This window comes from Steroidobacter sp., assembly GCF_036406195.1.
Taxonomy (GTDB): domain Bacteria; phylum Pseudomonadota; class Gammaproteobacteria; order Steroidobacterales; family Steroidobacteraceae; genus Steroidobacter.
In genome coordinates, this window is the sequence record NZ_DASWVW010000048.1 from 1 (window position 1) to 26,714 (window position 26,714).

Genomic DNA, 26,714 nt, shown 5'->3' on the forward strand with positions numbered 1-26,714 from the left:
TATGCATTATGCGCCCCAGCGATGCCGGTGCCACAGGGGCTCAATCACCAGACTGGTTCTCCAGAATTGCCCAGCCTTTTCGCGCTCCTCGGTCGCCCGACAATGACAATCCGGCCGCTCGGTCGGAAAGCTCGGCTCATAAACTGGAATCAAGCGGACCCACTGCGTATGCAGTGTCGCCGGTGCTGGCTGCGTCATGACGCCAATGACATCTTGGGAATGGAACACTTCCGTCCGCAGATCGGCATTGCCCAGCCGAGAAATTCAATCGGTGGTGCCCGCCGACGCTGTGCGCGCGCAGTTCGACGAGATACTTGCCTCGCAGGGCTGAGTAACACATCAGCCAGGAATGTTTATTAGCGAAGCTGGCTGTCCTTACTGCCGCGGCGGTTGTAGCCGCTGAACTGAGCGACTTCTTTGTCTTCCGCTTCCTGGCAGGGAATGCACAGGCGCACGCCTGGGATGGCCTTGCGTCGCGCTTCGGGAATCTCGTTGCCGCAGTCGGCGCAATGAGTGAGCCCAGGGCCGCTGGGCAACAGGCTTTTCGCGCGCTCCACGGCATCTTTTACCGTCGCGTCGATCTGATCCTGAACGGCGCCATCGCCTGCCCAACCCGTCGCCATGATCACCTCTCGAATTCTCGCAAGATCCCAATGTATGGGGCCGCGGCCCGGCCCGCTCAAGCTACTCGCCGCCCCCGAGATTCGCCAGGTGGCCGAGCCGGACGAGCAGCGACTCGGCATATCCCTGAACCACCCCCTGGGCAGGATGCTGGCCTTGCAGGCAGGCTCACTTAAGCAAAGCGACCACACCCCCGGGCCCCCGGATCGCAATGCCAAAAAACTGGCGCGGCCCCGTTGCCTTTCGAAGTCGCAGGAGTATATTCCGGCTGTAGTCGATTGACGCGACGGGAGAAAAACCGCCGCCCCGACTTAAAGTAACTTCTCAGCTTTCGCTCGCCGTTGTTGTTGCTAATGCTCGAAGCGATCCTTGGCGCCAAGCAGCGGCTAACCCATCCGGGAGTCAGTTGAATGAGCAGCGCCTGGGAGCAATTTTTCGCCGCCACACTCGTGCTCGCCTCGGCCGGACCGATCAAGCACCGTCTGGCGGAAGCTTTTCGTGAGCATCTGGCCGATCTGGAAGAAGACGAGCTGCCGCGGGAGATCCGCGACGAATTCACGTCCCTGTCCACGTCCTTGTGCTGTGTCCACCCGATGAAGGGCGAAACGGCGGTTCAGGCCACCGTGCGCAAGATGTCCGATTCCGAAGCCGGTGGCTGCGCGACACGCATCGTCGGCATGCTGGGTGTGCTGGCCCGCCTGCAGGCGGCGCAGCGTGCACCGAAACTGCGCGCGGTTGGCGAGGACTAGCCGCGCTCGAAGGCCTCGCGGCCTTTCAAGCGCCCTCAATCCAGCTTGAAATCGATGGTGTCCCAGCGGGCTGTGTCTTCGTGACGGGCCTGGCGCCGGATGGCGTCCGCGATGGTGCGCTCGTTCCACTCGATGATTTCGTCGCCCAGCGCTTCGAGCTGCACCGGCACCTTCTCCTTCACGCCGAATTTCTCCAGCACGATGACCGGCTTGTCCAGGCCCTTGGCGCAGTTGAGCTGAAAATCGAGCAGCTCCCGGTGCCGCTGATACAGCGCCGCAGGAACGATCACCACCTCCGCCAAGTTGATCTGCTTGCGCAACTCGTCCTTCATCGCCTCGCGCGAGTTGCTGGGGAAGTCCGGATTGCTACAGTTGCGATAGTAGAAATTGTGCGAACTCTCCAGATACTCGAACACCCGGTGATAATCGTCCGAGGGCTCGAACGCGTGGCTGACGAACAGCCGCACCGGATCGTGTTGAGAAATGCTGCCCACTTGAGCTTGGCTCCCCGTCGCGATGGAGGCGCCCATTCTAATCCATAATGCTGCTGTAGAATGCGGCCCCGCCGTGCCGATCCGCAATGCGGGCGCCGGCGCGTCCGATTGCGTCGAACAGTCCGTTAAACAGTCCGTCGAACAGCCCCTGACCACGCCGCTTCATACGCCGATTCGAGCTGACGCCAACACGATGCGCTTCGTTCTGTACAACATCCGGTATGCCACCGGTTTCGGCCCGGCCTTCCACCTGCCGGTGCCCGGCGCGGGTTACCTGCGCAGCAATCGAAGCGTCCTGAACAACATCACCCAATGGCTCAAGTCGCTCGATCCGGACCTGGTCGGGCTGATCGAGATCGACACCGGCTCGATCCGCTCGGGGCTGGTGAACCAGGCCAAGCAGATCGCCGACTCGCTCGGCCACTACTCCACCTACCAGTGTAAATACGGCACGGCCTCCATCAACCAGTTGATGCCCATCGTTCGCAAACAGGGCAACGCCTTCCTGGCGGCGCCGCGCGTCGAGGGCGAGCGCTTCCACTACTTCGAGACCGGCATCAAGCGGCTGATCATCGAGCTGGAGCTGGAGGAATGCGCCATCTTCCTGGTGCACCTGTCGCTGAAGTTCCGCCATCGCCACGACCAGCTGCGCCACCTGCACGAGTTGGTGAAGCGCGCCAGCAAGCCGGTGATCGTGGCCGGCGACTTCAACACCTTCTGGGGCGATCACGAGATCTACCTGTTCATGGAAGCCTCGGGCCTGAAGAGCGCCAACCGGCTGGGCCTGCCCTCCTACCCCAGCCACAAGCCGCGCAAGGAACTGGACTTCGTGCTGTATTCCAACGGCATCGAAGTGACCCAATTCGATGTGCCGGACGTGCGTTTCTCCGACCACCGGCCGCTGATCTGCGACTTCAACATCCGACCGCGAACGTAACAAGAACTGCGGGAGCCGAGCATGACCGAAGCCACCTCTGCTGCGAGCAGCGCGCAACACTGGCGCTTGCAGATCGAAGCGGACGGCGTCGCCTGGCTGATCATCGACAAGGCCAACGCTGCGGTGAACAGCCTGTCGCGGGAGGTGATGGAGGAGCTCGACGCCATCCTCACCGCTTTGAACCGGACGCCACCCAAGGCGCTGATCGTCAGCTCGGCCAAGAACGGCTTCATCGCTGGCGCCGACATCAAGGGTTTCGTCGGCATCGAGTCGCCGGACCAGGCGTATGACATGATCCGCCAGGGTCAGCTGGTCATCGACAAGCTCGCGGCACTTCGCTGCGTCACCGTCGCGGCCATCAATGGCTTTGCACTGGGCGGCGGGCTCGAGGTCGCGCTCGCGTGCCGGTATCGCGTGGCGGCGGATGATCCGTCGGTGACGCTGGGCTTTCCCGAAGTCCAACTCGGCGTGCATCCGGGCCTCGGTGGCACTGTGCGAGCCGTGCAGCTCGCGGGCCCCATTGCCGCGATGGATTTGATGCTGACCGGTCGGCATGTCCGCCCGAAGCAGGCGCTGCAAATGGGGCTGGTCGACAAGCTCGCGCCTCCAGCACAGTTGAAAGATGTAGCTCGGCAGGTGGCACTGAATCCACCGCCGCTGAACAAGCCGCCGCTGAAGAATCGATTGCTGAACTCCGGCTTGGCGCGGCCCATCCTTGCCGGGCAAATGCGCAAGCAGGTGGCGAAGCGCGCTCGGAAGGAGCACTACCCTGCTCCCTACGAGCTCATCGAGTTGTGGCAGGAGTACGGAAGCGCTGGCACCCGTGCCTACGAGGCCGAAGCGCGCTCGATGGCGCATCTGCTATGCACGCCAACGTCGCGGAATCTCGTGCGAGTGTTCTTCCTGCAGGAACGACTCAAGTCCGCGGGCAAGAGCAGCGGCGAGCGGATGAAACACGTGCATGTCATCGGCGCCGGTGTCATGGGCGGCGACATCGCCAGCTGGTGCGCGGCTCGCGGTCTGACCGTAACGTTGCAGGATCGCGAGGAGAAGTATGTCGCGCCCGCCATGGAGCGCGCTCGCAAGTTTTTCGAGAAGCGCTATCCGGACCCGGCCAAGCGCGATGAAGTCATGGCTCGTCTCAAGGCCGATGTCCCCGGCGCAGGCGTGCCGCAGGCCGATCTGGTGATCGAGGCCATCTTCGAGAACCTCGAAGCCAAGCAAGAGCTGTACGCCCGAGTCGAGCCGCAACTCAAACCGAATGCCGTGCTCGCCACCAATACCTCCAGCATCGTGCTGGAGCAGCTGGCCGAGAAGCTCAGCAAACCGGAGCGCCTCATCGGGCTGCACTTCTTCAACCCGGTGGCGCGCATGCCGCTGGTCGAAGTGATTTACGGCGAGAACACGGAGCCGCAGCAGGTGCAGGCCGGGCTCGCGTTCGCGCGGCAGATCGACAAGCTCGCGATTGCGTGCCGGAGCGCTCCAGGCTTCCTCGTGAACCGGGTGCTGATGCCCTATCTCAGTGAGGCCGTGCGCGCCGCGCAGGAAGGGATTCCACTGCCTCTGATCGACCGCGCTGCCGAGGAATTCGGCATGCCGATGGGGCCCATCGAGCTCGCCGACGTGGTGGGGCTCGATGTCGTCATGAGCGTCGGCAAGGTGTTCTTCGAAGCGGGCTCCGAAGTGCCGCCGGTGCTGGCGACCCGCCACGCGCAGAAAAAGTTCGGCAAGAAAACCGGCGAGGGCTTCTATGTCTGGCAGAACGACAAGCCGGTGAAGCCGGAGACGGCGGGCCAGACGGCGCCGGATGATCTGCAGGATCGCCTGTTGCTGCCTCTGGTGAATGAAGCGGTGGCCGTGCTGCGGCAGCGTATCGTCGAGGATGCGGACCTCATCGACGCCGGCGTGATCTTCGGCGCGGGCTTCGCGCCCTTCCGGGGCGGTCCGCTCCAATACGCCCGCACTCGCGGGGTCGATGCCATCGTCGCGCGCCTGCAAGAGTTGCAGCGGCTGCACGGAGATCGCTTTGCGCCGGACGAAGGGTGGGATTTACTGCGCTAATTAGCCATTTTAGCGCGGTCTTGCCGTTAATTCGGCTGTGCTACCATCCGGCAGATACTCCGAGCCCATCGCTGCCGGCCTCCCTTCCCCGGTCGCGTTGCCCGGACAACGATCCCTGCGACATTGGAGACCCATGGAGAGCAAGCCGCTCGATCTTGGCCTGCTTCGGCAATTTTCCCCGCTTGACGGTTTGAAATCCGAAAACCTGCAGTCGCTGGCGCGGAAAACCGTGCTGCGCGAGCTGCCCGCGGGACGCGTGCTGTTCAAGGAAGGCGACAGCGACAAGCGGACCTTTTACCTGGTGAGTGGAGCCCTGGAACTGCTGCGGGACGATCGCCCCGTTAGCGTGCTGCGCGCCGGCTCCCCTGAAGCGCGCAGTGCCATCGCTCCCTTCACGCCGCGCCGCTATACCGCCCGCGCCATCTCCGATCGCGTCGAGTTCCTCGCCATCGACAGCGACATGCTCGACATGATGCTCACCTGGGACCAGACCGGCTCGTACGAAGTGGGCGAGCTGAGCTCGGGCGCCGAGCAGGCCTCCAGCGACGACTGGATGACCACGCTGCTGCAGACCAAGGCGTTCCATCGCATTCCCCCGGCCAACATCCAGGCCATCTTCATGCGCATGCAGCGCGTCGATGCCAAGGCCGGTGACGTCATCATCAAGCAAGGCGACGACGGCGATTACTTCTATGTCATCGTCAAGGGCAAATGCCAGGTGACACGCGAGACGCCGTTGAATCGCGCCGGCATCAAGCTCGCCGAGCTGGGCATGGGCGACACCTTCGGCGAGGAGGCGCTGATCGCCGACGCCAAGCGCAACGCCAACATCACCATGCTCACCGACGGCGCGCTGATGCGCCTGGCGAAAGACGATTTCCGTACTCTGCTCAACGAGCCGATGCTGAATTGGGTGACGCTCGAGCAGGCCAACGCCATCATCGCCAAGGGCGGCAAGTGGCTCGACGTGCGGCTGCCGAGCGAGTTCGAGAACTTCCACCTGGAAGGCGCGCTGAACCTGCCGCTGTATTTCATCCGGCTGAAATTGAAACAGCTGGACCCCAAGGTTCACTACGTCACGGTGTGCGACACCGGCAGGCGCAGCTCCGCGGCGGCTTACATCCTGGCCGAGCGGGATTTGAATGCGTCGGTGTTGAAGGGCGGCCTGGGTGCCGCGGGTCTGAAACGCTGAAGCTGGAGAGCGCCCGCGCTTACATCGTGTGCGTGGGTTTATCGCCGCCGAGAGCGCCGGCCAGGTAGCTCTCGATCTTGCGCTGGGTGTTGCCCCGATCCTGCTCGCTGAACTGCACGCCGATGCCGGCGGTGCGCTTGCCCTGCGCGCCCTTGGGCGTCATCCAGATCACGCGGCCGGCCACCGGCAGCTTCTCGTCCTCGCCCATCAGGTTCAGCAGCATGAAGACTTCGTCGCCGAGCCGGTAGTTGCTGTTGGTCGGAATGAACAGGCCGCCGTTCTTCACGAACGGCATATAGGCCAGATACAAGGCGCTCTTGTCCTTGATCGTGAGAGTCAGCAGACCGGGCTTGCTGCTTGGTTGACGCATCACACTGTTGGTTCCGACGGCGATTTCGACTGCAATTCCGAACGACTCTGAATACTACTCGACCCTTGCCAGCCTGTTGTGTGAACGTGCTCAGCCCGCGCGTGCCACCGGCGCTCCACCCCTGGAGGGTGCGAGCGCTTCCAGCAGCGCGATGAGCCATGATTCCACCGCCAGCTCGCGCTGGAGCGCGGTACGGGCCAGTTGTGCCTTCAAGGCCCGCGTACGGTCCACCATGCTGTAGAGCGCGCTTATGTTCAACGGCCGCGACGGGCTTGGCAAGGGCGCAGGTCCCCCTGGGAACGTGACCCGATCGTCAGTTCCCGCAATCGCCGTCCGGGCCAGCGAGGACAGCCACAGGTCCAGCCATACCAGCCGATCGATCAGCGCATCCTTGTCCTTGGAGTCGTCCCATTCCGCCGCGACCTGGGTCACATCCGCGTCGCCGCTCAGCAAATCCCGCAGGGATTTCTGCATGTGCTGGTTCAACGCGTCGAATCGCCCGTCCGCGTACGACAGTGCTCGCAGCGGCGCCCCGCCACTGAACGCGAGCAGCGCGGGCGACACCGACTTGCCGGCCTCGTTCTGCAGCCACGCCATGGCCTCTGCAGTGGACGGACGCGCGATCGTGAGTTTCTGACAGCGGCTGCGCACCGTAGGCAACAGGCCCGAGGGACGCGATGTCAGCAGAACGAGCAAGCTGCCCGGCGACGGTTCTTCGAGCGTCTTGAGCACGCTGTTCGCCGCGCCCAGCGTCATCTGATGCGCAGGTTCGAGGATGGCGACCTTGTAGCCTTGCCGGAAGCTGGTCTTGGAAAGCTTCTCGCACGCCGCGCGCACCTGATCCACGGACAACTGGGTCTTGTCGGCCTCCGGCGCAACCCAATACAGATCAGGATGCGAGCCCGCCTTGATGAGCGCGCAGCTCGCGCAGGTTCCACACACATCGAGCTTGCCGTCCACGGACTGTTCGCAAAGTGCAGCCGCGGATAGCCAAGCCGCAAAGGAGCCTTTGCCGAGCCCATCGGCCCCCTGGACGAGAATGGCGTGTGGCAACCGATTCGCTGCCCACGCCTGACGCAACTGCGTGGCCGCAGCCGAATGCCACGGCAGCAAGCGTGGGCTTGGCAGCGGTTGCACCTCGGGTTGTTCGTCTTTCTTCGCCATGACTCACATAAGAAACATTCTGTGGCCGACCAACGCGCCGGGGGTCACTTGCTTTGCACCGGGCTCGAACTGCTCCGCAGCTTTTTCAAATAACGCTTCACGGCTGCATTGTGCTCCGCCAGCGTGCGCGAGAAATAGTGGCTGCCATCGCCATCGCCGGTGGCCACGAAGAACAAGGCGCCGGTGATCTCGGGCTGCACGGCAGCGCGCAGGGAGTCGAGTCCGGGCAATGCAATCGGCGTCGGCGGCAGGCCGGCGCGCGTGTACGTGTTGTATGGAGTGTCTCGCAGCAGGTCGGTGCGACGAATGTTGCCGTCGTACGAAGCCATCATGCCATAGATGACCGTGGGATCGGTCTGCAAGCGCATGCCTCGTCGCAGCCGCTCCACGAACACGCCCGCAATCTGCGGACGTTCGGAATCGAGCGCGGTTTCCTTCTCGACGATGGAAGCCAGGATCAGCGCCTCGTAGGGTGTCGCCAGCGGCAAGTCCTTGGCTCGCGACTCCCACGCCGACTTGAGCTCCTGCTGCATGCGCCTGAAAGCCATGCCGAGCAGCTCGATGTCCGTAGTGTTACGCGGGTAGCGATACGTATCGGGGAAGAACTGGCCTTCCGGATGCACATCGGGCTGACCCAAGGCGCGCATCACGTCCTGGGCACTGCGTTCGCCGTACTCGCTCACGATCGTTGGCGATTGCGCCAGCGCTTTGCGCATGTCGTTGAAGGTCGAACCTTCGATGAAGGTGATGCTGTGAAGGAGCACCTCGCCGGAGTTGAGCAGATCGAGCAGCCCGCTGGGCGTCAGTCCGGGCGACAACTGGTACTCGCCTGCTTTCAGCGAATGCGCACGTTTGGTGATGCGCGCCCAGGCCGTCCAGATCTGCGGCTGATCGAGCAGGTTCTGGTCGTTGAGACTGCTGGCGACCGTGCGCAGGGACGCGCCCTTGCGTATCTCGATGATGGTCGGCTCGGTCAGCGTTGCAATCGGCGTCTGCAGCCAGCGGTGGCCCCACCACGCCAGGGCTGCGGTAGCGACGATGCCCAGCAGAATCAAAACACCCAACAGACGCAGCAGCGTTCGCATTTACAAATTCATTCCTTTACGGCTCGCTCAGCGACAATGCGTTCGCCATGCGCGTGGCCACACCGGTCTCGCTCCATTGCAACGAATCGAGCGACGCCACCGATCGGATGCCGCGCACGGCATTGGTGATGAACACCTCGCTCGCCGTCTCGAGGTCGTGCGGCCACAGCGGCTCCTCGCTTGCCGTCAACCGTAGCCTGGCGGCCGCTTTTAGAACCTGGGCACGCATCACACCCTGCACACCGCAGAATCGCAGATCGGGCGTGACCAGCACGCCATCGCGTACCGCGAACACGTTGGCCGAGGTGGCGCAGACGACCTCACCTTCGGTATCCAACATGACGCCCTCGTCCGCCTCGCCTTCCTGCCATTCGCTTTGCGCCAGCACCTGTTCGAGCCGGTTGAGATGCTTGATGCCCGCCAGGCGTGCGTTACGACCGAGTCGGATCTCGCACCAACGCAAACGCAAGCCTGCCTGCGGAGATGGATTGAAAGGATACAGCGCGACCACGCGAGTGCTCGCCATCGCATTGCTGGGACGATAACCACGCCCGCCCGCGCCTCGCGTCACGATGATCTTGAGCACACCGCGGTCACGGCCGGCTGTGACCTGCGCGATCTCGCCTCGCAAAGTGGCTGCGTCCGGCGCGTTGATGCCCAAGCGATCGCAACCGGCGAACAGGCGACGCAGATGATCGTCCAGAAAACGAACCCGGCCGTGCGCCAGCAACACGGTCTCGAACAATCCATCGCCATATTGCAGGCCGCGATCGTCGGCACGTAGCAGTTTCGATGGTTGACCATTGATCAGCATTGCGAGTGTCATCGCTTGCCACCTTCGGTATCGGCATCGAAGGCTCGCAGCACACCGCGAGCCTTGGCGCGCGTCTCCGCCAGTTCGCGCTCCGGCACTGAATCGGCAACGATGCCGGCACCAGCGCGCACGGTCAGTTGATCGCCCGCCACTTCCAGCGTACGAATCAGGATGTTCATGTCCATGCTGCCGTCGCGGTTGAGATAACCGAACGAGCCCGTGTACGCGCCGCGTGCCGTGCCTTCGAGCTCGGCGATGATTTCCATGCACCGGACCTTGGGGCAGCCGGTGATGGTGCCGCCAGGAAACACCGCGCCGAGAACTTCGCCGGGCGTCACGTTGGCGCGCAGCTGGCCGCTCACATTGGAGACAATGTGATGGACGTGCGCATACGACTCGATGGTCATGAGCTCGTCGACCTTCACGGTCCCCGCTTCGCAGATTCGCCCCAGATCATTGCGTTCCAGGTCGATCAGCATCACGTGCTCGGCCCGCTCCTTGGGATGAGCGTGCAGCTCACGCGCGAGATCGACATCGGCCGAGGCAGTCTGGCCTCGCGGCCGCGTGCCTGCAATGGGTCGAGTCGACACGTGCCCGTCGCGCACGGACACGAGGCGCTCGGGCGAGGAACTGACGACGGTGATGTCCTCCAACCGCACGATCCCGCTGAAAGGAGCCGGGTTGGTCTGACGCAGGCGTTGATAGAGATGCTGGGGAGTGATTCCTGCCGTCAAACGCGCCGACCAGGCGCGGGACAGGTTCGCCTGATAGATGTCGCCAGCGGCGATGTACTCGAGCGCGCGCGTCACACTGCGCAGATATCTGTCAGGCTCCTCTTCCTCCACGCCGCCCGTAACCAGAGGCACTGTGGCCGGGATCAGCGCTGGAAGATGCGCAAGGTCTCGAGCCATGCCAGCCAGCAGCGGCTCGAATCCCGCCTCGGCCAGCAGCCAGGACTTGCCGCTGTTGCGCTCATGGATGATCGCGGCGGGAATGCGCACGGCGGATGCGATCGGCCCGGCTTTGGGCAAGGGCAAATGCAGTCGCGGCTCGATCTCGCCCGCCATTTCGTAACCGAGGTAGAGCAGCCAGCCGCCGGTAAAAGGCAGATCGAGGCCGGCCGTCGCGCTTGATCGCTCGCTTTGCCACCAACGATCCAGCGCCGGGAGAAAACGCTTGTCGTTCGAGCCCGTGCTGAAGTTCAGCGTGCCATCAGCACGTAGCGACAGCCGAGCTTGTGGATGAGCGAAAAGAATGTCGAAGCGAGTGGCCGCATTGCCGGCTGCGGCACTTTCGAACAGTGCTGGATAGCGATCGGGGAACGCGGCATGCAACGCCAGCAGCGCCGACGGATCGGCGCTGACGGGGCGGAGCAACGGCGGCCGGTCGATCGAGAGAGGCGTGGGCGACTCCTGGCCGCGCACGGCAGCTCAGTCGAGCTTCTTGAAGATCAGGCTGCCGTTGGTGCCGCCGAAGCCGAACGAATTCGACAAAGCCACCTTGATCGGCATCTGCCGCGCGACCTTCGGAACGTAATCGAGATCGCAACCTTCGCCGGGATTGTCCAGGTTGATGGTCGGCGGCGCGACCTGATCGCGGATCGCGAGGATCGAGAAAATCGCTTCCACCACACCGGCGGCCCCGAGCAGGTGGCCGGTCATGGACTTGGTGGAACTGACCGCGAGCTTGGACGCGTGATCGCCGAAGCAGCGCTTCATGGCGATGGTCTCGGCCCTGTCGCCCAGATCGGTCGAGGTGGCGTGCGCATTGAGATACTGCACTTCGCTCGGGTTGAGCTGCGCGTCCTTCAGTGCGTTCGCCATGGCAAGGCGAGCGCCCTCGCCGTCATCCGGCGGCGCGGTGATGTGATGCGCATCGCCGCTCATGCCGAAGCCGACGAGCTCGGCGTAGATGCGCGCGCCGCGCTTCTTCGCATGCTCGTACTCTTCGAGCACGACCGAGCCGGCGCCATCGGCCAGCACGAAGCCGTCGCGATCCTTGTCCCACGGACGGCTCGCCGCCGCGGGATCATCGTTACGAGTCGACAACGCGCGTGCCTGGCAGAAGCTGCCGAGGCCCAGCGGTGTGGTCGCCATCTCACCACCGCCGGCGATCATCACGTCGGCATCGCCGTACTGGATCAAACGCATGGCCAGACCGATCGAGTGAGTCGAGGTCGTGCACGCGGTGACCGTGGCGATGTTCGGTCCGGTGAGCTTGAAATCGATGGAAATGTGGCCGGAGATCATGTTGATGATGCTGCCGGGCACGAAGAATGGAGAGATGCGCTTCGGGCTCTTGGTCTCCATCCACTTGGCATGATTCTCCTCGATGGTGTCGAGGCCGCCGATGCCGGCGCCCATCGCCACACCGACGCGAGGCGAGTTCTCGGCGGTGACCTCCAAGCCCGAGTCCTTGAAGGCGTCCACCGCGGCGGCATAGCCGTAGTGCATGAACGGATCCATGTTCCGCAGCCGTTTCGCCGGCAGATATTTCTCCGCCTCGAAACCCGCCACCGCACCATGAAAGCGCACCGGGAAGGCGCTGGCATCGAAACGGGTGATCGGCACGATGCCGCTCTTGCCTTCGAGCACGTTGCGCCACGCCGTATCGACCTGCGAGCCGACGGGAGAAACGATGCCCAGACCAGTGATGACGACGCGTCGCTTGGACAAACAGCTACCTCACAAGCGTGACTTCGATGGACGTGAACGGAAAGGATCGGAACATGGAGGGGCAATTGGCGGAAGACCGTGAGTGTGCGGCCTTCCTTGTGCTTTGAGCGATGGCGCAGCCCGCGCCTGCAGGCCCGTCAGGCCTGATTGCGGCGCTCGGTGATGTAATCGATCGCCTGCTGCACGGTGGTGATCTTCTCCGCGTCCTCGTCCGGGATCTCGGTCTCGAACTCCTCTTCCAGCGCCATGACCAGCTCAACCGTGTCGAGCGAGTCCGCGCCCAGGTCGTCGACGAAGGAAGCGTCGTTGGTGACCTCTTCCTCTTTCACCCCCAGTTGTTCGGCGACGATGGCTTTGACCTGCTGTTCAATACTGCTCATTGTGTACGAGTCCTCTATGAGGTGCTTAAACCCTTCGCTCGAGACCGACCCTTTTTGTTCATGGGTGGGGTCGCACGGGGGGCGTATTCTAAGTTAGAAGCCCGGTGGGGCCAACATTTGCGAAATTCTGACGAAATCGGCGCCAAGCCGCTTGATTCAGATCATGTACATGCCGCCGTTGACGTGCAGCGTCTCGCCGGTGATGTAACCCGCCTGTGGCGACGCAAGAAACGCCACAGCATGGGCAATATCCTCGACGGAACCCAGTCGCCCCAACGCAACTTGCGCGCTCAGCTGCTGTTGTTGCTCGGCTGGCAGCTTGGCGGTCATGTCGGTCGCGATGAAACCCGGCGCCACCACGTTCACCGTGATGCCGCGCGAGCCGACTTCGCGTGCCAGAGACTTGGAAAAGCCGATGATGCCGGCCTTGGCGGCGGCATAGTTGGTCTGCCCGGCGTTGCCCATCACTCCGACCACCGAGGCGATGTTCACGATGCGGCCGCGGCGGGCCTTCATCATGCCGCGAAGAACGCCCTTGGACAGCCTGAACACCGAGGCGAGATTGGTGTTCATGATGTCGTCCCATTCTTCCTGCTTCATGCGCATGAGCAGGTTGTCACGGGTAATTCCTGCATTGTTCACCAGGATGGTGACCGCGCCTTCCTTCGCTTCGATGTCTTTCAAAGCGCTTTCGCTGGCGGTGGCGTCGGCGACGTTCAGCACGATACCGCGGCCCTTGTAGTTGCCCGCGGCGAGCCAATCGGTGATGCCCTGGGCGCCGGCTTCGGTGGTCGCCGTGCCGATCACTGTCGCGCCGTTGCGCGCCAGCTGTTCAGCAATGGCTCGACCGATACCACGCGACGCGCCGGTGACCAGCGCCACATCCTGGGAGAGTGTCTCGCTCATGACTGACTCCGGCAGGCGGCCAGCGCCGCTTGTAACGACTCGGGATCCTCGATGGCGAGCATGCCGATATCCTTGTTCTTGTCGATGCGTCGATTCAAGCCGGTCAGCACCTTTCCCGGGCCGCACTCGACCAGCACTTTGGCCCCGCCGGCCAGGATGGCGCGCACCGTTTCGGTCCAGCGCACCGGCTTGACCAACTGTTGCACCAAGGCCTGGCGGATGCTGTCCGGGCCTTGGTGGGTCTTGACGTCGACGGTGTAGATGTCGCGCACTTGCGGCTGCGCGAAAGTAATGCCTCGTAACTTCTCAGCCAGCCGCTCGGCTGCCGGCTGCATCAATGCAGTGTGCGAAGGCACGCTGACCGGCAGCTTGATGGCGCGCTTTGCGCCCTTGCCCTTCAGCACTTCGATCGCACGGTCGACGGCGGCCGCGCTGCCTGCGATCACGACTTGTCCGGGCGAATTGAAGTTGGCTGCCTGCACGATTTCACCGGCGGCACCGGCGGCTGTAGCTTCGGCACAGGCTGCTTCCACGTCCGCATCGTCGACGCCGAGGATGGCAGCCATCGCGCCCTGCCCGGGGGGCACGGCAGCCTGCATGGCCTGGCCGCGAAACTGCACCAGCGCCACCGCGGTCTTGAAGTCCAGCGCGCCGGAACACACCAGCGCCGAATACTCGCCGAGGCTATGCCCGGCCATTGCCGCCGGCATGGGACCGTCATGCTTGCGCCAGACGCGCCAGGTGGCGACCGCGGCCGTCAGCATCGCCGGCTGGGTGCGCTCGGTGGAGCCCAGTTGATCCTCCGGCCCCTGCTGGCACAGCTGCCACAGGTCATAGCCCAGCACCGAGGACGCTTCGGCGAAGGTTTCCTGCACCAACGGCTCGGCACTCGCCAGCGCGGCCAGCATGCCGACCGACTGCGATCCCTGACCGGGAAATACGAAGGCAAAAGTCATTGAGCTCCTACACTGGTTACGGGCCGCTTGCGGCCCACCAGGCTTATGCGGCGCGCGATTATAGCGATCACAATCGCCGCGGCTAGATCCTTGACTTTACGGCTACTTGCCTGTGGGCCTGCAACCACAGCATGAGTCCGGCCAGGGCGCCGCCCAAAGCACCATACAGATGGGCGTCCACCACCACCGGCAGGCCGCCCGACAGCGGCAGCGCTCCGTGCCACTGCTCCCAGGCGAGTTTTCCGGCAAAAATAGCGGTCAGAACCGCGGCCAGCGCCTTGGATTCGTGGCGCCACCAGGCGATGGCGCCAGCGGCCAGCGCCCCGTGCAGCGCTCCCGACAGGCCCACGTACCAGGCCAACTGTGGCTCGTAAAAGACAAATCCCACATCGATGGCCAGGAGGCTGAATAGCGCAATCAGCAGCCATGCCCGCCACGAATAATCGTGCGGAAACAGCGCCGCGATCAGCCCCAGCCCCGCGGCGTTCAGGATCAGGTGCTGGGTGTTGCCGTGAACCAGGTGCCCTGTCAGCAACCGCCAGTATTCTCCTTGCAGCACCGCCTCGCGTTCGTAGCGCAGCGCCGAGCGGGCGGTTTCGCCAAGTAGCGACAACAGAACCACTGCGAGCAACAGGAGTCCAAGCAGCCATGCTCCGGAATGCTTTCCGGACCCGCCAGGCCCGGACATCCATTGTCGGAAGCGCCGCGAAGTCCGAAGAGCGGGCCGGGACAAGCCGTCACTCATGGGTTCGATCTGCTTTGTTATGATCCGGCGCCTTACGCATATCGGTAGGCCTCCTATTATCCACACCCGCAACCCGCGCCGCCGGATCGAGCTGCACAGCGGCTTCACGCTGCTGGAACTGCTCGTCGTGCTGGTCGTCGTCGGGGTCATGGTGGCGATGGCCGTGCTGTCGTTCGGTGTGCTGGGAAGCGACCGCCAGGCCGAGGAAGAGGCCCGACGTTTCTGGACAGTGCTGCAGCAGGCGCGCGAAGAAGCGGAGTTGCAGGCCGAGGACATCGGCATCTATGTGGCGGCCAGCGACTATGAATATCTGCGCCTCGATACCCGCAGGAACGAGTGGCAACTCATCGAGGGCGACGAGCTGTTCGCGCAACGCGAGATTCCCGAAGGACTGCGCTTTCGCCTGCGCCTGGAGTCGCGTGAAGTCGTGTTGAAACCCACCCTGCCCGATCGTGGCGACAAGGATGAGAACAACAGGGCCCCGCCGCACATCCTGGTGTTGTCCAGCGGTGAAGTCATGCCCTTCGAGCTGGAGATCGAACGCGAAGGCGCCCCGGCGCTGTGGCGCGTGACCGGGCTTGCGAACAACGATCTGCGCGTCGAGGTTCGTGACGAACGCAGAGAATGGGGGCCGCTGCTGCAGACCAAGCCACCGGTGGAAGCGACAGGGAGTCCGAGATCATGAGCAAGGCACGCGCGCCACGACGCAGGCTCGGCGGATTCACATTGATCGAAGTGCTGGTGGCACTGGTCGTCGTCGGCCTCGGCATGCTCGCCGTCATTCAGACGGTGAGTCAAACGGCCAACACCAGTTTCTACATGCGCGAGAAGACGCTGGCGCACTGGATCGCGATGAACAAGCTCACCGAGGTGCGCTTGCAGCCCGGTCCGCCGCCCATCGACAAGTCTTCCGATGAAGTCGAAATGGCGGGACGCGACTGGCGCTGGACCATGGAAGTGAAACAGACGCCGGTCGAATCGATTCGCCGCATCGAAATACGGGTGCGGCCATCGGACGCGCCCGAGACCAGCTCGCTCGCCTTCATTACCGGGTTTTACGGTCAGGCGGTCGCACCGCCGGGCACGACGCTCATCAACTGGCAGGCTGCGCCGCAAGGCGGCCCTGGCAGAAGCGGTGGCCAGAACCAGCGCCGACCGCGCGACGGCTCCGACGACAATCCAGCGCCGCCGCCCCCGCTGGAGCCCGGTGATGTCGTGCCGCCGGAGCCGGAGGAAACCGAGTCATGAGCAGAGCAAGCGCGCTCATGATTTCCACGGACCTTCGCAAGCACTGTTCGCGGCGAGGCGCCGTCGCGGGCTTCACGCTGGTCGAGGTGATGGTGGCGGTCTTCATCTTCGCCATCGTCGCCGCGATCGCCATGGGCGGTTACAACGAGTTGGTGAAGCAGAGCGATATCGCCAATGCCGGCGCGAGCCGCACGCGCGAGGTTCAATCGGCGATGCAACGCTTGAATATCGACTTCGCGTCACTCGAGCCGCGCCCCGTGCGCGAGCCGCTGGGAGATTCGCTGATACCGGCGCTGCGCTCCGACGATCGCAACCAATCGCTGCTCGAGCTCACGCATTCCGGCTGGAGCAACCCTGCCGGCGTACCGCGCTCTACTTTGCAGCGTGTGTCGTATCGTCTCGAGAACGACAAGCTGCTGCGCGAATACTGGCTGGCGCTCGATCGCACCATGAATGGCGAACCCGAAAGCGCCGTGCTGCTCGCTGGCGTCAAACGCATGGAGTTGCGTTTTATGGACGGTAATCGCTCCTGGCACAAGCAGTGGCCGCCGTTGGGGTACTCCGCACCCGATGGAATGCGCCTGCGTCCCATCGCGGTCGAGATCACCATCGAGCTGGAAGACTGGGGCGAGATCAAGCGACTGATCGAGGTGTCCGGATGAGCCGCGCCCGCGCATCCATGCATGCGAGCCGTTCGCGCGTTCCGCGCAGCATGCGACGAGAGCGCGGTGTGGCGCTGGTCATGGCCGTGCTGATCGTGGCATTGGCCACCATCCTCGCAGCCGAGGTTGGTTTCAGGAGCTATCTCGATCAACGTCGCACCCTCAATACGTTCTCGCTGGATCAATCGTTCGAGATCGCGTTGGGCGGCGAAGCCTGGGCGTCGGACGCGCTGCGCCGGGACAAGATGCAGAGCTCCAAGACCGATGACTTCACCGAGGAGTGGGCGACGCCCATTCCTCCCATTCCGCTGGAGGACGTGGGCGGCGAGTTCGAAGGTCAGCTCGAGGATCTGCAGGGCCGTTTCAATCTCAACAGCCTGGTGATCTTCGACAACAACGGCATCGGCAAGATCGATCCGCAGGCGGTGGAGCGTTTGCAGCGGCTGCTGGAAGTGCTGGAGATCGAAACCAAGTGGGCCGAAATGATCGCCGACTGGATCGACAGCGACACCAACGCCACTGGTTTCGACGGTGCCGAGGATCCGGTGTACACCAACCTGTCGCCGCCCTACCGCACCGCGAACATGCCGATCACGCGCGCGAGCGAATTGCTGGCCTTGCCGGACTTCGGACCGGAGCGCTATCGCAAGCTCGCGCCGTTCGTCACCGCCCTGCCCGCCGACGTGCGCACCATCAATCTATGCACTGCCTCGCCGGAGCTGCTCGATGCATTGGTGGAAGGCAGTCGCCAATTCACATTGGCGCGTGACAACGCCAAGGAAACGCGCGCGCAGCGCTGTTTTCCCAACAAGCAGGAGTTCGAGGCGGGACTGAACCCGAAGCAGAAACAGGAGCTGGCCGACATCGTCGGTGTAACCAGCAATTACTTCCTGGCGACCATCTGGGTCACTCTTGGCACTCAACGGTTCACCCTGTACAGTCTGTTGTATCGCAACGACGGTGCCAACCAGGTCCGTCCCATCCTGAGAAGCTACGGAACGCTCTGATGCCGGAACTCCTAGTTGTCCGCTTGCATCCCATGGCTGTCGCTCGGACAGCTGTGGCGGTTTCCGAAGCGGCCTCGCAGACCCCGCAAGTCCCTGCCCAGGCCGCGCCGCGGGCGGACGCGTATCAAGCCGAATGGCTGATCGTCGAGGGCAACGGTACCCGCAAGGGCAATGTGTCGTGGGGCTCGCTCGAGGATGCCGCCGCGCAAGCCACGGGGCGCAAGACCATCGTACTGGTGCCGGGCACCGATGTTTTATTGGCCGAGCCGGTGTTGCCGCTCAAGAGCGGCGCCAAGCTCGCGCAAGTGGTGCCGTTCGCGCTCGAAGAACAACTCGCGGCCGACGTCGAAGACATGCATTTCGCAGTCGGCAAACGCGCTTCACGCCCGGGCACGCCGGTCGCGGCAGTCGCACGCAAGCGCATGGAGGAATGGGTCGCTGCGCTACAGTCAGCGGGCTTGCCTTGTGACGCGCTGTACGCCGAGACCAGTGTGCTGCCCACGGTCACTGGCGCGATCGCCGTGCTCATCGATGGCCAGCGACTGTACGTGCGGCGCGAGAATCAACCAGGCACCGTCATCGAAGTCGAGCCGTTGATCGAAGCCTTGCAGCTGGCGCTGGGCAGCGGCGAAGAGGCGCGCGAGCACGTCACCATCTTCGTGTCCGAAGACGATTACGAGCGCGAGCGCCAGATGCTCGAAGAGTTGCGCGAGTTCACCGCCAGCCTGCAATTGAAGCTGCTGCCCGATGGCCCGCTGCCGTTGCTGGCCGCGAACGTTCCCGCCGCGATGAAGAGCGGCGCGGTGAACCTCTTGCAGGGACCGTACGCGGTCAAGACCAAGTTGAATGTTTCTTTTGCGCCGTGGCGTTACGCGGCCGTGCTGGCCGCCGTGCTCGTGGCCACTCACATCGGCGTGAAGACCTGGCAGTACGTGCACTACAAGAAGGTCGAAAGCCAGCTCGATGCGCAGATCACCGAAACGTTTCAGCAGTCGTTGCCGGGCGCGCCGGTGCCCGACCCTCTCGAAGCAAGGCGGCAGGTCGAGCAGGTCCTCGCCCAGCTGCGCGGCACCGGGCCGACCAGCGGCATGTTGACCGCGCTTGCGATGTTGAGCGAGGCGATGAGCCAGGCGCCGAATACTCATATCGAAGCCCTCTCCTACCGCGACAACGTCACCGACCTGCGCGTGCTCACTCCATCGGTCGACTCGCTCGAGCGCATCCGGCAGGTGGCTGGCGAGCGTGGCATTGCGGCGGAGATCCAATCCACCAATCCGCGCGATTCCAAGGTCGAAGGCCGGCTGCAGTTCAAGAAGGCGGGCGCCTGATGCAACAGCTCAAGGACAAGTTCAATTCGCTGCAGCCTCGCGAGCGCTGGGTGGTCATCGGTGGGGCCATTCTGGTGCTGGTGGTGGCGGTCTACGTATTCGCTCTCGCCCCGCTCTATAGCGCGGTCGAGGCGCAAGCCAATCGTGTGGCGCAGAAGGAAGGCGATCTCGCCTGGATGCGCAGCGTTTCCGGCGAAGTCGCCGTGCTGAGCGCGGCTCAGCCGAGTCGCCCGGGACCGAGCAACGAATCGCTGGTGGTACTGATCGATCGTGCGGCTCGCGAATGCGGCCTCAGCAATTCGCTCACCGGCCAGACACCCAATGGCGAGCGCGGCATTCGCGTGCGTCTGGAAGCGGCCGAGTTCGACAAACTGATGGTGTGCCTGGGCACGCTCCAGCAGGTGCATGCCATCGACGTCGAATCCGCCACCATCGATCGCACCGCCAAGCCCGGCCTCGTGAATGCCAATCTCGTCCTGATGCGCGTCGGCGTATAAGAACACGGGTTATCGACAACACTATGAAGCGACTCTGGCCGCTGGTTGCGCTCGGCGTGGGCGCCTTCATCGTCTTTGCCGTGGTGACGTTGCCCGCCAGCGTGGTGCTGTCCCGGCTGGGCTCGACTGGCATCAATGCCGGCGGTGTGTCCGGCACCATCTGGAATGGCCGCGCGCAAGTGCTGCAGATCCAGGGTGCCCGTATCGGCGGCGTCGAATGGGACCTGCATGTGCTGCCGTTGTTCGCAGCTCGCTTGAGCGCCGATGTGAAAGTCACTCGCATCGACGGCTTTGCCACGACCCAGCTCAGCGCCAGTCCCGGCGGAACCGTTCGTTTGAAAGATCTGACGGCGTCGCTGCCGCTGAGCACGTTTCCGCCCAACATGATTCCGGGTGGCTGGAACGCCACGCTCAATGGCAAATTCACGCAGCTCACGCTGGAGAATGGCTGGCCGACGCAAGTCGGCGGTACGCTGGACATCGTCGATCTGACCGGACCGGCCCGCAATCCCTTCAAGGCCGGCAGTTATCGCGTCGTGTTCGATCCGGCGGCTGCTTCGGCCGAGGTACTGCAAGGCGCGATCTCGGATGCAGGCGATGGTCCACTGCAGGTTTCCGGCACGCTCGAATTGCGACCGGACCGCACTTACAAGCTCGATGCCCTGGTTGCCGCGCGTCCCGATGCGCCTCGCAATCTGGTTCAAGCCCTGGAGATCCTCGGCCCACCGGACCCGCAGGGCCGGCGTCAGTTCGGGACCGAAGGCTCTTTCTGAGTCAGCCTTGCCGGATGTTCACACCGATCCCGGCTCAGCTCACCGGCACTTCCCGCCACTGCTTCAGCAACGGGAAATACAGCGCGGCGCGTATCGGCTGGTCGGGACGGAACAGCCGCATGAGCCGGGCGTAGCGCTGCAGCTGATCGCGATAACGCAGCACTTCGGCGTTGAGGAACTGCTCCAGGCCGCCACCTTCGTGCGAGCCCGTCTTGAAATCGACGATCCAGCGCAGGCCGTGCTCGTCCACGAACGTACGATCGATCACACCCGAAACGATCTCGCCCTGGAACACGCCGCTCAACGCCAATTCGGATTCCGCGTCGCTCAGCGGTGACGACAGGCCCAGCAGCCAGCGACCGCGTTCATCCGCGAGCGTATGTCCGATCGCGGCGATGACGCGATCCACGGCGGCGTCGCAAAGGTCGGGCGGCACGCCCAACTCGGCAAGCTCCGCACACAGACGTGCGCGATTGGGAGATAAAGGCGCGTGCCCCGCCCCGGCTCGCACCAACCGGTCCAGCTCACGATGCACCAGCGTGCCGATGTGACGCGCGGTCTGCGACGCCCAATCGAATTCGATCTGCGTTTTCAGGTCGCTGAGAGTCACCGCCTTGGCAATGATGGCGTCGTCGGCTGCCGGGGGTTGCCATGGCAGCGGCAGACGATGCAGGCGAGCGTGTGGCGCGGGAGCGGCGGCGAACAGGTCCTGTTGCGGCTTGGTATGCACGACCGCTGCGAAGCTCGCTTTCACCTCGGGCCACAACAATCGCAGCATGGAGCCGCTGCGAGGCTCTTGCAGCACCGCGCCCTGTTCCGTTTCTTTGACGCGCACCGTGCCGAGCAAATGCAGAACACGTTTGGCGCGAGTCGCTGCGACGTAAAGCAATCGGCCGCGCTCGCGAGCGCTACGCTCACGTTCCAGCAGCTCGATCCAACGATACATCGGATCGGCATCGGCGCCCGCGGCCTTGATGGGCGCGAACACGATGCCGCCGTCGTTTCCTGGAATCCGCGTCCATCGCAATAGCTCTCGTCCCTCGCCGCGCAGCAGGCGATTGAGCGCCGGCAGGATGACCACATCGAACTCCAGGCCCTTGGCCTTGTGTATGGTCATCACTTCAACGCGCGCGCGATTCTCGGGCCTGGGGCGAGCAAACAACCGGTCCAGTTGCTGTTCGAGACGCGCGACATCTTCCAGGTCGCCTGCGATCTCGATCTGATCGAGCCGGCGCAGATAGGCATCGGCGTCGTCCAGGTCCTGTGGCCTGTGCAGCGTCGCTGGACCGCCCAATGCGTTCCAGGTGCGCTCTACCCAATCCCGCAGCGAGAGTCGGCCTCGCTGAGCCAGCGCCGTTTGCAGAATGGAGTGCACGCGCGCGATGCGCTCGCGGCCGTCATTGCTGAGCACGTCGCTGTTCTCGAGCGCCTGGGCCAGCAGCTCATTGATAGTCGATGCGCGATTGTTGTTTACGATCGCATGCAGGTCTTGCAACGTGAGACCGCACCATGGCGCGCGCAATATCGCCAGCCAGGAGGTTCGATCCGCGAGATGCAGCAATGCTCTGGTCAGGGCAGTGAGATCCTGCACGACCGGCCGGTCCAACAGGGCTTCGATCTCGATGGCCTGAAAGTCGATGTTCGCGGCGTGCAGCTCGCTGGCGATCAAGCCGACGTGTGTACGTGCGGTAACCAACACGGCAATCGTGGCATCCGGATCTTCGGCAAGACCCTTGCGGACCAGACTGACGACTTGTCGCGCTTCGAGCAGTTCATCCTTTTCGAACGACGGATGAACCTTCACTCCGCCTCGCGTGCTACTGATCGCGGCGACGCTCGGGCTGTAACGCACGGCGCCGTGCTCGGCATTGTCCGTCGGCGACAGCACGCTCGGAAACACGCGGTTCACCCATTCGATGATGGGACGTGTCGAGCGGAAATTCGCCGTGAGCCGCAACGGCTCCAGCGGCACGTTGCGCAGCCCGTGTTGTTGCAATTGCAGGAACAAACCGACCTCGGCCTGGCGGAAACGATAGATGGACTGCATGGGATCGCCCACGCAGAACAATGTGCGGCCGTCTCCGGCGGTCCATCCCGCTGTCAGCCGTTCCAGCAGATCGAGCTGCCCGAACGATGTGTCCTGGAACTCGTCGACCAGCAGGTGTTGCAGACGATAGTCGAACGCCAGCGCCAGGTCGGTCGGCTCGTCGCTCGGACCCAGGGCCTGCAAGGCTCGCAACGCCGCTTCGATGTAGTCCGCCTGTCCGTGCGCTTGGAACACCAGTTGCAACTCGGCCACTGCTACCGGCAGCACGGCGAGCAGCGCTTCGAGAATGCGCCACTGTTCCTCCGAGTAACTCGGTCGCGGCAAGGTGCGCAGCGCACAGAGGCGAACGATCAGCTCCGGGTCCTGCGCCATCTCGGCGAGCAAGCCCAGCATTCGTTCCTTCTCGGCGGGATGAGTGGTCGGAAAGCCGCTCTTCTTGGTGACCGTCTGGTACGGTGTCCCGTCGCGCTTCAGGAAGACACCGGTCAGGGCGAGCCATGCGTCGAGCGTGTCACATTCGGAGCCGGGCACGGCTGCGGCGTTGCTACATGCCTCCAGCAGCAGGCGCTTCTCTTCGTTGAGCCCGGCTGCGTCGCGCAGATTGGTGGCGGCGAACACTGTCAGTTCCCACAACTCCCGACGCCGCACGTCATTGAGCAACTCGCACAGCGACACCAGGTGACGTCGAATTACGCCCTGTAATGTCTGTTCGAGCATTGCGCGCAAGTTGTGGTGCGCGCTGGCGCTGACGATCTGGTGCAGCCACTGGTCGCGCTTGGCCAGCAGCTCGCACAGCAGCTCTGCCAGCATGTCGGTGCGATTGCCGAGATGCACGATCAGAGATTCGAGCTGCTGCGCGACCGAAGATCCGTCGCCGAGCCGTTCGATGAGGTGCCGCGCAGCCTCTTCGTACAATGGCCACGGATCTTCAGCCGGCTCCAACGCCGAGCCGGTGCCGGCCAGAACCGGCAGACGACGCGCCAATGTCGAGTTGAGCGCGTCGATGGTCTGTATGCGCAGGCGTGAAGGATGCTCGGTAAGTTTCCAGTTTCTCTGCGCGTCAGCTGCCCGCACGGCGCGAGCGAGCTCCCATGTGGTGAGCTTATGAGCCGAATCCGGGGGGGGCTGACCCGCCGCTTCGATCGCCAACAGAATGCGATTGCGCATTTCAGCGGCGGCCTTGCGCGTGAACGTGATCGCGAGAATCTGCTCCGGATGCTCGACTGTTGCGAGCAATCGCAGATAGCGCTGCGTCAGCAACTCGGTCTTGCCCGAGCCGGCAGGCGCCTGGACGATGAAGGAGCGCGTCGGGTCGAGCGCGCGCTTGCGGGCCGCCGCGTCGCTACTCATCGGCATGATGCTCCGAATCGTCTTCGTTCTGCATCTGTTCGCTGATGCGGCAGAACGCGCCGAGATGACAGGTCGCGCACTCCTGCGGCAGCAGCGGGTCCACGACCGCCTGCCCTGCCACGAAACTCTCCGCCAGTTGCGTGAGCGTCTTGCGCCAGTGATCCATCAGAGAAGGCCAATCGGGCGGATGGTCATCGCGGAGTCGCATGCCCGATGGGTAAGGCGCTATGCCGTCGCCAATATAAGCGCCGTCACTCCAGCCGCGATACTCGACGGCGCCTGCCGCCAGCACTACATAGGCCAGGCCACGCAATGTTTCTGCATGAGCCAAACCATAGAGAGGCAACTGCGGCCGCAGCGGGCGTCCCGGGCGTGTGTCCAGCCATTGTCTCGGCGTGTGCGAGTCGCCGAGCTTGTAATCGATGAGCAGATGGCCACCGTCGCTGAGCTCGTCGATACGATCCGGCTGCAAGGTGATGGACAGTCCGCCAATGGCATAGGGCTCGGACGTTTCCGTGACACGCATCGAGAATGGGGGCCGCCGCTTCTCGATCATCAACAGCTGCAGCACCTGGTGGGCGACGCTGCTGGCTTCCAACGCCGCAAGACGCTCGCGATAGCGCACAGTTGGCTGCAGTGCCTTCAACGTTTGGCGATGCGCACTGTCGCGCACTCGCGCCGCCAGGGTCTCTTCATCGATGGACAAGAGCGCTGCGTGATTTCTCAGCCAGCCCCAGATCTCGTGGAGCACTCGGTGCAAGATAATGCCGCGATCGATCGGCTCCACTCCGATACTCACCGAAGGCAAAGCCTCGGCGCCCAATCGAATCTGCGCCTGCGCACGGAACGGACAGCGCGACTGCAATTCCAGCGTCATCGATCCACCGCGCGCCGTTCTGCCGGTGAGCTTCGGAGCAAAGTCATCGTGCAAGTGTTCGAGCAACGGCCGCTGTTCGAACAACGTCCGTCGCAACGGGCGCACTGCCGCGATGGCGATGTCACTGCCCTTGATCGTCGGCCACGTGCTCAGCATCGGGCTGGGCTGCAACTCGGCCTCGCCTTCCTGACGGGGCCAGCTGAGCACGACTTCGGGTGCGCTGCTGGTCCAGCGCGCCAGTCGAGCCCGCGACAGCTGCAGCACTCCTTCGGCCGTGGCCTCCGGAATCTTCGCGGCCCGTTGCAGAGCGACCGGCAGCAAGGGATCGGGATTCACCGGCTCGGGCAAACGAGCCGCTTCCAGGCCCATCACCCAGGTTGCGTCGAACTTCATGCCTGCGACGGTTGCGGGATCGATGACGGTGATCGATGTCGCGTGGCTCTCCGGCTCGAACGGCGTATCGCGCAACAGCTCCTGCAGGCGTGACAAAGCGGTTGAGGCGGACAGCGGCGGCGTTACGGCGTCCAGCGTGCCGAACTCGGCCAGCGCCGCATGAAACTTGAGCACGGTTTGATGCTCGACGCTGCTCAGCGAGCGTTCTCCCGGCCAGCCGGCTGCACGCAGCCAGGAATGGAACCGTTCGGCCCAGGCGCTGGCCCCGGTCGCCGAGGTCTTGCCTCGAATGAGCTCGCCGATGCTGCGCGCGGCCTGCGCCAGCTGTTCGCAGCCCGTAACACCCGCCCAGCGTTCCAGCTCGAACCAGTCCCAACGATCGCGTTGGTCCTCGCGCAAGCGAAAGTCGGCCATGGCACGGCGATCTTGTTCGGATTCTCCGCCAGCGATGAAAGGTGTTCGTAACAATCGGCCAGCGTGCGTCGCGGGCCGATCATGCAAAGCGAACTGCAATATGAGCAACGCCGCATCGACAACGGGATATGAAGTAAGCGGCGTGGGTGCCGCGATCGCTACCGGAATCTTCGCGGTCTCGGCGTGAATGTCCCGGTGTCCGGGCGCGAACACGTCTTCGAACACTCGTTGCACTTCAGCGCGTCGCTGCTGCAGGTCGGCAACCACAACGCCGACCGTGCTCTTGCCTGTCGCGATTTGCGCACGCGCCCAGCGCGCCGCAAGCTCCAGTTCATCATCGGCGTCGCGAGCCGCGACCACCACCACCGATCGCGATGGTGGCTCCTCGCTGTCGACGTCCGCGATCTTGCCTTGCGCGCGCCAACCTTCGATCAGCCGCGCCATGGAGGGCGGCATGCTGTCGAAGCCCACCAGTGCCAATGTTTCTTCGGGCACGAAGTTCGCATCGTGCGCCCAGTGCGGCAGACGCGTTTCGTCGATGGCGTGCAGTTTCGCGCAACGTTTCAAGAACTCGCTGCACCAGGCGTGCAGCGCTCTGGCTTCGGTGCTGTCGCTATCGTGCAGGGCTGCGAGCGGGATGAGATATTCCTGCATCCGCCGCCAGCTCCGGGCGGCCAGGCGGGCGGCATTCGAGGGATTGAGCAAGTGGTCGCCCCACTGGCTCTCGGCGACCACCGTGTCCCAGAGAATGTTTGCCTGTGCGTTGCTGAGCAAACGTGCGTGGTGCGCGTGCGTGCCGATGGCCCTCGCCTCCAGCCATTGCTGTGCGAGCCAGGTCGACCACGGCAGGATGCGAGGTGTACGCCAGACGGATTGCCCGAGACTCTGCGCATACTGCGCGTAGCCCAGCCGCAGCGCGTGCGCGAGCCTGCGGCTCGCGGTGAGCACCGTGACGCCCCCTTTTTCAGA

General features: G+C 63.8%; 25 protein-coding genes. 11 read left to right on the forward strand and 14 right to left on the reverse strand.

Annotated features, from left to right (window positions below; genetic code table 11):
- Nucleotides 1–356: 356 nt before the first annotated feature.
- Nucleotides 357–623: a DksA/TraR family C4-type zinc finger protein gene (locus tag VGE08_RS18750; RefSeq protein WP_331069440.1), complete on the reverse strand. Its 267-nt coding sequence runs from the start codon at nucleotides 621–623 to the stop codon at nucleotides 357–359.
- A 408-nt stretch (nucleotides 624–1,031) separates the two neighbouring features.
- Between VGE08_RS18750 and VGE08_RS18755 the strand changes: the two genes are divergently transcribed.
- Nucleotides 1,032–1,370 carry a hypothetical protein gene (locus VGE08_RS18755; RefSeq protein ID WP_331069441.1) on the forward strand — a complete coding sequence of 113 codons (339 nt, stop codon included), beginning with the start codon at nucleotides 1,032–1,034 and terminating at the stop codon, nucleotides 1,368–1,370.
- Nucleotides 1,371–1,405: 35 nt separating this feature from the next.
- On the opposite strand, the gene VGE08_RS18760 is transcribed toward VGE08_RS18755, so the two are convergent.
- Nucleotides 1,406–1,864 (reverse strand): hypothetical protein, encoded by a 459-nt coding sequence (locus VGE08_RS18760; protein ID WP_331069442.1) that lies wholly within the window; start codon nucleotides 1,862–1,864, stop codon nucleotides 1,406–1,408.
- 73 nt (nucleotides 1,865–1,937) lie between these two features.
- On the opposite strand from VGE08_RS18760, the gene VGE08_RS18765 reads away from it, so the two are divergent.
- The 3 genes from VGE08_RS18765 to VGE08_RS18775 all read left to right on the forward strand — a co-directional run bounded on the left by VGE08_RS18765 (nucleotide 1,938) and on the right by VGE08_RS18775 (nucleotide 6,054).
- On the forward strand, nucleotides 1,938–2,801 hold the full coding sequence (locus VGE08_RS18765) for an endonuclease/exonuclease/phosphatase family protein (RefSeq protein WP_331069443.1): 864 nt from the start codon (nucleotides 1,938–1,940) through the stop codon (nucleotides 2,799–2,801).
- Nucleotides 2,802–2,822: 21 nt separating this feature from the next.
- The gene (locus VGE08_RS18770) at nucleotides 2,823–4,862 is read left to right on the forward strand and encodes a 3-hydroxyacyl-CoA dehydrogenase NAD-binding domain-containing protein (RefSeq protein ID WP_331069444.1); all 2,040 of its coding nucleotides are present in this window, start codon (nucleotides 2,823–2,825) and stop codon (nucleotides 4,860–4,862) included.
- Nucleotides 4,863–4,995: 133 nt separating this feature from the next.
- Nucleotides 4,996–6,054, forward strand: a complete 1,059-nt coding sequence (locus tag VGE08_RS18775) for a cyclic nucleotide-binding domain-containing protein (protein ID WP_331069445.1) — start codon at nucleotides 4,996–4,998, stop codon at nucleotides 6,052–6,054.
- Between the two features lie 19 nt (nucleotides 6,055–6,073).
- Here VGE08_RS18775 and VGE08_RS18780 read toward each other — a convergent pair whose 3' ends face one another.
- The 10 genes from VGE08_RS18780 to rrtA all read right to left on the reverse strand — a co-directional run bounded on the left by VGE08_RS18780 (nucleotide 6,074) and on the right by rrtA (nucleotide 15,026).
- Nucleotides 6,074–6,424: a PilZ domain-containing protein gene (locus VGE08_RS18780; RefSeq protein ID WP_129648570.1), complete on the reverse strand. Its 351-nt coding sequence runs from the start codon at nucleotides 6,422–6,424 to the stop codon at nucleotides 6,074–6,076.
- A 90-nt stretch (nucleotides 6,425–6,514) separates the two neighbouring features.
- On the reverse strand, nucleotides 6,515–7,588 hold the full coding sequence (gene holB / locus VGE08_RS18785; RefSeq protein ID WP_331069446.1) for a DNA polymerase III subunit delta': 1,074 nt from the start codon (nucleotides 7,586–7,588) through the stop codon (nucleotides 6,515–6,517).
- Nucleotides 7,589–7,632: 44 nt separating this feature from the next.
- On the reverse strand, nucleotides 7,633–8,673 hold the full coding sequence (gene mltG / locus VGE08_RS18790; protein ID WP_331069447.1) for an endolytic transglycosylase MltG: 1,041 nt from the start codon (nucleotides 8,671–8,673) through the stop codon (nucleotides 7,633–7,635).
- Nucleotides 8,674–8,689: 16 nt separating this feature from the next.
- Nucleotides 8,690–9,499 (reverse strand): aminodeoxychorismate lyase, encoded by an 810-nt coding sequence (gene pabC / locus VGE08_RS18795; RefSeq protein ID WP_331069448.1) that lies wholly within the window; start codon nucleotides 9,497–9,499, stop codon nucleotides 8,690–8,692.
- Complete coding sequence (locus VGE08_RS18800) at nucleotides 9,496–10,863, reverse strand: aminodeoxychorismate synthase component I (protein ID WP_349258746.1); 1,368 nt, start codon at nucleotides 10,861–10,863, stop codon at nucleotides 9,496–9,498. Before VGE08_RS18800 ends, pabC begins: the two co-directional genes overlap by 4 nt.
- A 54-nt stretch (nucleotides 10,864–10,917) precedes the next feature.
- A complete protein-coding gene (gene fabF / locus VGE08_RS18805; protein ID WP_331069450.1) occupies nucleotides 10,918–12,162 on the reverse strand; it encodes a beta-ketoacyl-ACP synthase II in 1,245 nt (414 codons plus the stop codon).
- Nucleotides 12,163–12,299: 137 nt separating this feature from the next.
- Nucleotides 12,300–12,542, reverse strand: a complete 243-nt coding sequence (gene acpP / locus VGE08_RS18810; RefSeq protein WP_066920125.1) for an acyl carrier protein — start codon at nucleotides 12,540–12,542, stop codon at nucleotides 12,300–12,302.
- Nucleotides 12,543–12,698: 156 nt separating this feature from the next.
- Nucleotides 12,699–13,448, reverse strand: a complete 750-nt coding sequence (gene fabG / locus VGE08_RS18815) for a 3-oxoacyl-ACP reductase FabG (protein ID WP_331069451.1) — start codon at nucleotides 13,446–13,448, stop codon at nucleotides 12,699–12,701.
- Nucleotides 13,445–14,404 carry an ACP S-malonyltransferase gene (gene fabD / locus VGE08_RS18820; RefSeq protein ID WP_331069452.1) on the reverse strand — a complete coding sequence of 320 codons (960 nt, stop codon included), beginning with the start codon at nucleotides 14,402–14,404 and terminating at the stop codon, nucleotides 13,445–13,447. Before fabD ends, fabG begins: the two co-directional genes overlap by 4 nt.
- An 82-nt stretch (nucleotides 14,405–14,486) precedes the next feature.
- The gene (gene rrtA, locus VGE08_RS18825) at nucleotides 14,487–15,026 is read right to left on the reverse strand and encodes a rhombosortase (protein WP_331069602.1); all 540 of its coding nucleotides are present in this window, start codon (nucleotides 15,024–15,026) and stop codon (nucleotides 14,487–14,489) included.
- 142 nt (nucleotides 15,027–15,168) lie between these two features.
- Here rrtA and gspH point away from each other — a divergent pair, with 142 nt between their 5' ends.
- Genes gspH through VGE08_RS18860 form a run of 7 tightly spaced genes read left to right on the forward strand, consistent with a single transcriptional unit; the run spans nucleotide 15,169 to nucleotide 20,664 of the window.
- A complete protein-coding gene (gspH, locus tag VGE08_RS18830) occupies nucleotides 15,169–15,834 on the forward strand; it encodes a type II secretion system minor pseudopilin GspH (RefSeq protein ID WP_331069453.1) in 666 nt (221 codons plus the stop codon).
- The gene (gspI, locus tag VGE08_RS18835) at nucleotides 15,831–16,397 is read left to right on the forward strand and encodes a type II secretion system minor pseudopilin GspI (RefSeq protein WP_331069454.1); all 567 of its coding nucleotides are present in this window, start codon (nucleotides 15,831–15,833) and stop codon (nucleotides 16,395–16,397) included. Before gspH ends, gspI begins: the two co-directional genes overlap by 4 nt.
- Nucleotides 16,394–17,059, forward strand: coding sequence for a type II secretion system minor pseudopilin GspJ (gene gspJ / locus VGE08_RS18840; RefSeq protein ID WP_331069455.1), 666 nt, complete (start codon nucleotides 16,394–16,396; stop codon nucleotides 17,057–17,059). Before gspI ends, gspJ begins: the two co-directional genes overlap by 4 nt.
- Nucleotides 17,056–18,066, forward strand: coding sequence for a type II secretion system minor pseudopilin GspK (gene gspK, locus VGE08_RS18845; RefSeq protein WP_331069456.1), 1,011 nt, complete (start codon nucleotides 17,056–17,058; stop codon nucleotides 18,064–18,066). The genes gspJ and gspK overlap by 4 nt, the downstream gene beginning before the upstream one ends.
- The gene (gene gspL, locus VGE08_RS18850; RefSeq protein ID WP_331069457.1) at nucleotides 18,066–19,394 is read left to right on the forward strand and encodes a type II secretion system protein GspL; all 1,329 of its coding nucleotides are present in this window, start codon (nucleotides 18,066–18,068) and stop codon (nucleotides 19,392–19,394) included. Before gspK ends, gspL begins: the two co-directional genes overlap by 1 nt.
- A complete protein-coding gene (locus VGE08_RS18855) occupies nucleotides 19,394–19,891 on the forward strand; it encodes a type II secretion system protein M (RefSeq protein WP_331069458.1) in 498 nt (165 codons plus the stop codon). Before gspL ends, VGE08_RS18855 begins: the two co-directional genes overlap by 1 nt.
- Before the next feature lie 23 nt (nucleotides 19,892–19,914).
- On the forward strand, nucleotides 19,915–20,664 hold the full coding sequence (locus VGE08_RS18860; RefSeq protein ID WP_331069459.1) for a type II secretion system protein N: 750 nt from the start codon (nucleotides 19,915–19,917) through the stop codon (nucleotides 20,662–20,664).
- A gap of 34 nt (nucleotides 20,665–20,698) precedes the next feature.
- Here the strand turns inward: VGE08_RS18860 and VGE08_RS18865 are convergent, their stop codons facing one another.
- Nucleotides 20,699–24,067: a UvrD-helicase domain-containing protein gene (locus VGE08_RS18865; RefSeq protein WP_331069460.1), complete on the reverse strand. Its 3,369-nt coding sequence runs from the start codon at nucleotides 24,065–24,067 to the stop codon at nucleotides 20,699–20,701.
- Complete coding sequence (locus tag VGE08_RS18870; RefSeq protein WP_331069461.1) at nucleotides 24,054–26,693, reverse strand: PD-(D/E)XK nuclease family protein; 2,640 nt, start codon at nucleotides 26,691–26,693, stop codon at nucleotides 24,054–24,056. The genes VGE08_RS18865 and VGE08_RS18870 overlap by 14 nt, the downstream gene beginning before the upstream one ends.
- Between the last annotated feature and the right edge of the window lie 21 nt (nucleotides 26,694–26,714).

Bases quoted from the DNA above. Each gene is read 5' to 3' on its own strand.
- acpP (WP_066920125.1), bottom strand. From the start codon at position 12,542: ATGAGCAGTATTGAACAGCAGGTCAAAGCCATCGTCGCCGAACAACTG.
- VGE08_RS18770 (WP_331069444.1), top strand. From the start codon at position 2,823: ATGACCGAAGCCACCTCTGCTGCGAGCAGCGCGCAACACTGGCGCTTG.
- VGE08_RS18755 (WP_331069441.1), top strand. From the start codon at position 1,032: ATGAGCAGCGCCTGGGAGCAATTTTTCGCCGCCACACTCGTGCTCGCC.
- gspJ (WP_331069455.1), top strand. From the start codon at position 16,394: ATGAGCAGAGCAAGCGCGCTCATGATTTCCACGGACCTTCGCAAGCAC.
- VGE08_RS18780 (WP_129648570.1), bottom strand. From the start codon at position 6,424: ATGCGTCAACCAAGCAGCAAGCCCGGTCTGCTGACTCTCACGATCAAG.
- VGE08_RS18750 (WP_331069440.1), bottom strand. From the start codon at position 623: ATGGCGACGGGTTGGGCAGGCGATGGCGCCGTTCAGGATCAGATCGAC.
- fabD (WP_331069452.1), bottom strand. From the start codon at position 14,404: ATGACTTTTGCCTTCGTATTTCCCGGTCAGGGATCGCAGTCGGTCGGC.
- VGE08_RS18855 (WP_331069458.1), top strand. From the start codon at position 19,394: ATGCAACAGCTCAAGGACAAGTTCAATTCGCTGCAGCCTCGCGAGCGC.
- pabC (WP_331069448.1), bottom strand. From the start codon at position 9,499: ATGACACTCGCAATGCTGATCAATGGTCAACCATCGAAACTGCTACGT.
- gspK (WP_331069456.1), top strand. From the start codon at position 17,056: ATGAGCCGCGCCCGCGCATCCATGCATGCGAGCCGTTCGCGCGTTCCG.
- gspI (WP_331069454.1), top strand. From the start codon at position 15,831: ATGAGCAAGGCACGCGCGCCACGACGCAGGCTCGGCGGATTCACATTG.
- VGE08_RS18865 (WP_331069460.1), bottom strand. From the start codon at position 24,067: ATGCCGATGAGTAGCGACGCGGCGGCCCGCAAGCGCGCGCTCGACCCG.
- VGE08_RS18860 (WP_331069459.1), top strand. From the start codon at position 19,915: ATGAAGCGACTCTGGCCGCTGGTTGCGCTCGGCGTGGGCGCCTTCATC.
- VGE08_RS18775 (WP_331069445.1), top strand. From the start codon at position 4,996: ATGGAGAGCAAGCCGCTCGATCTTGGCCTGCTTCGGCAATTTTCCCCG.
- mltG (WP_331069447.1), bottom strand. From the start codon at position 8,673: ATGCGAACGCTGCTGCGTCTGTTGGGTGTTTTGATTCTGCTGGGCATC.
- holB (WP_331069446.1), bottom strand. From the start codon at position 7,588: ATGGCGAAGAAAGACGAACAACCCGAGGTGCAACCGCTGCCAAGCCCA.
- gspH (WP_331069453.1), top strand. From the start codon at position 15,169: ATGATCCGGCGCCTTACGCATATCGGTAGGCCTCCTATTATCCACACC.
- gspL (WP_331069457.1), top strand. From the start codon at position 18,066: ATGCCGGAACTCCTAGTTGTCCGCTTGCATCCCATGGCTGTCGCTCGG.
- fabG (WP_331069451.1), bottom strand. From the start codon at position 13,448: ATGAGCGAGACACTCTCCCAGGATGTGGCGCTGGTCACCGGCGCGTCG.